Origin of the sequence: Curtobacterium sp. B18 (assembly GCF_000333375.1) — a bacterium.
Lineage (GTDB): Bacteria > Actinomycetota > Actinomycetes > Actinomycetales > Microbacteriaceae > Curtobacterium.
In genome coordinates this window covers 1-2,132 of record NZ_BACZ01000645.1, presented here as the reverse complement: position 1 = coordinate 2,132, position 2,132 = coordinate 1, and the positions used below count along the sequence as shown (strand labels likewise).

Annotated in this window: 2 protein-coding genes, 1 tRNA gene and 1 pseudogene; 2 read left to right on the top strand and 2 right to left on the bottom strand. The window is 70.3% G+C overall.

Annotated features, from left to right (window positions below; translation table 11 throughout):
* Nucleotides 1–247: pseudogene (locus tag I5E_RS23860) on the bottom strand (MarR family transcriptional regulator); the annotation flags it as partial.
* A gap of 79 nt (nucleotides 248–326) precedes the next feature.
* On the opposite strand from I5E_RS23860, the gene I5E_RS17330 reads away from it, so the two are divergent.
* Nucleotides 327–398 (top strand) — tRNA-Gln (locus I5E_RS17330).
* 68 nt (nucleotides 399–466) lie between these two features.
* Here the strand turns inward: I5E_RS17330 and I5E_RS17325 are convergent.
* On the bottom strand, nucleotides 467–1,078 hold the full coding sequence (locus tag I5E_RS17325) for a TetR/AcrR family transcriptional regulator (protein ID WP_022908101.1): 612 nt from the start codon (nucleotides 1,076–1,078) through the stop codon (nucleotides 467–469).
* A gap of 88 nt (nucleotides 1,079–1,166) precedes the next feature.
* On the opposite strand from I5E_RS17325, the gene I5E_RS17320 reads away from it, so the two are divergent.
* Nucleotides 1,167–2,132, top strand: a 966-nt coding sequence (locus tag I5E_RS17320) for an NADP-dependent oxidoreductase (protein ID WP_022908100.1), incomplete at its 3' end; no start/stop codon positions are given.

The following is a 2,132-nucleotide window of genomic DNA, read 5'->3' as shown; positions in this document are numbered from 1 at the left end:
AGCGTCTGCTGCAGCAGCCACTTCGGGCTCAGTTCGTACGGCTCGCCCGTTCCGCCGCAGCGCCGACAGGACGTCGAACTCCCACGGCTCCATGGCACCGGCGTCGAACGCGGCACGTCGGGCACGGTCGAGGTGCCGCGCGAGACGGTCCACGCGGGACAGGACCTCGAGCGGACCGAAGTCCAGGTCGGCGCGCCTCGCGACCCCACGCCGCGACGATGCGGTCGACCTCGTCCTCATGCGGCATCTGACCATCTTGGCGGAAGCCGGGGCTGCACGACCAGTCGCCGCGTCATGGGAGGATGGTCAGGCGCCTCCGTGCGCGTTCCGCCTTGGTGTAATGGCAGCACGACGGCCTTTGGTGCCGTTAGGTCCGGGTTCGAATCCTGGAGGCGGAGCCCGGGTGGACACTCGTCCCGGTGGCGGTCTCGATCCTCCGCCGCTGGTGGACGCTCCCGGTCGGGGTTCAGGCCCCCCGGACCGGCAGGACGAGGTCGAGGTTCCGGCGGATCGCGTCCAGCACCGCGTCGGTCGGGGCGTCGGTGCGCTCCGGTGACGCCAGGTGCACGAACAGCACCGCGGAGACGGTCTGCGCGAGCACGCGGGCATCGTCGTCGGAGGAGCCGTTCCGTCGGAGGACCTCGGCGCACGCGAGGTCGACCTGCTGGATGAGCTCGAGTCCGCGCTGGTGGAACGGCTCGGTCGGGTCCCCGAAGATCAGTTCCTTCAGGTAGGTGCGGCCGTTGCCGACGTGCCGCCGGTTGCAGACGACGACCGGTTCGATGAGCGCCATGACGGCATCGAGGGTCGTCAGGTCCGAGGTGGAGGCGCGGAGCCCCGTCGCGATGGCGTCCTCGTAGTGGGCGTTCTGCACCAGGAGGAGGAGCTCGGCCTTGCTGCGCGCGTAGAGGAACAGCGTGCCCGTGCCGATGTCCGCGGCGTCGGCGATCTGCTGTGTCGTGACCTCGTCGACGCCCATCCGGTCGAACAGGTCGGACGCTGCCGCGGTGATGCGGGCGAGCTTCTCCTGCTTGTTCCGCTCGCGACGGCCGACCGGCGCCGTGTCCGAAGAACCCATGCGGCCATCGTACCGCCTCCCGCACCGCACTCAGTTGCGAGTGTGATCGGAAATGAGTACGCTCAGAAAAATGAGGACGGAGAACACGATGCAGGCGTTCCAGATCGACCGGTACAAGACGCCGATCCACGCGGCGACGGTGAGCGAGCCGACCGTCGGCGCACGTGACGTGCTCGTGCGGGTGCACGCGGCGGGCGTGAACCAGCTCGACGCGAAGATCGCCGACGGCGAGTTCACGGCGCTGTTGCCCTACCGGACACCGTTGGTCCTCGGGCACGACGTCGCCGGCGTGATCGAGCAGGTGGGGTCGGCCGTCACGAGGTTCGCCGTGGGCGACGCCGTGATGGCACGTGTCCGTGACCACCGGATCGGGACCTTCGCCGAGCGTATCGCGGTCGCCGAGGCGGACCTGGCGCGCAAGCCGACCGCGGTGAGCATGACCGAGGCGGCCTCGCTGCCCCTGGTGGCGCTGACCGCGTGGCAGGCGCTCGTCGAGCGTGCGCACGTCCGGCCCGGACACCGGGTCCTGATCCACGGCGGCACCGGGGGCTTCGGGTCGATCGCGATCCAGCTCGCCCGGCACCTCGGTGCCCACGTGGCGACGACCGCGAGCGGATCGAACGCCGAGTGGCTCCGCTCGATCGGCGCGGACGAGGTCATCGACTACCGGACGGAGGACTTCGCCGAGCGCCTGTCCGACTTCGACGTCGTGGTCGACACCGTCGGCGGGAAGAACCTCGAGCGTTCCCTCACGGTCCTCCGTCGTGGCGGCACCGCCGTCAGCATCGTCGGACCGCCCGACCCGACCTTCGCCGCGGCCGCCGGGCTGAACCCGGTGCTCCGGACGGTGATCGGCGTCATCAGCGCCGCGATCCGACGACGGGCGCGACGACTCGGAGTCGACTACTCGTTCCTCTTCATGCGCGCATCCGGTGCGCAGCTGTCTGAGATCGCCGACCTCGTCGACGCCGGCATCATCCGTTCGGTCGTGGGCCGGGTATTCCCCTTCGCCGAGACCCCCGCGGCGGTCAAGGCAGCCCGTCCCGGTGGCACC

Coding starts and splice junctions, on each gene's coding strand:
- I5E_RS17325 (WP_022908101.1), bottom strand. CDS start 1,078: ATGGGTTCTTCGGACACGGCGCCGGTCGGCCGTCGCGAGCGGAACAAG.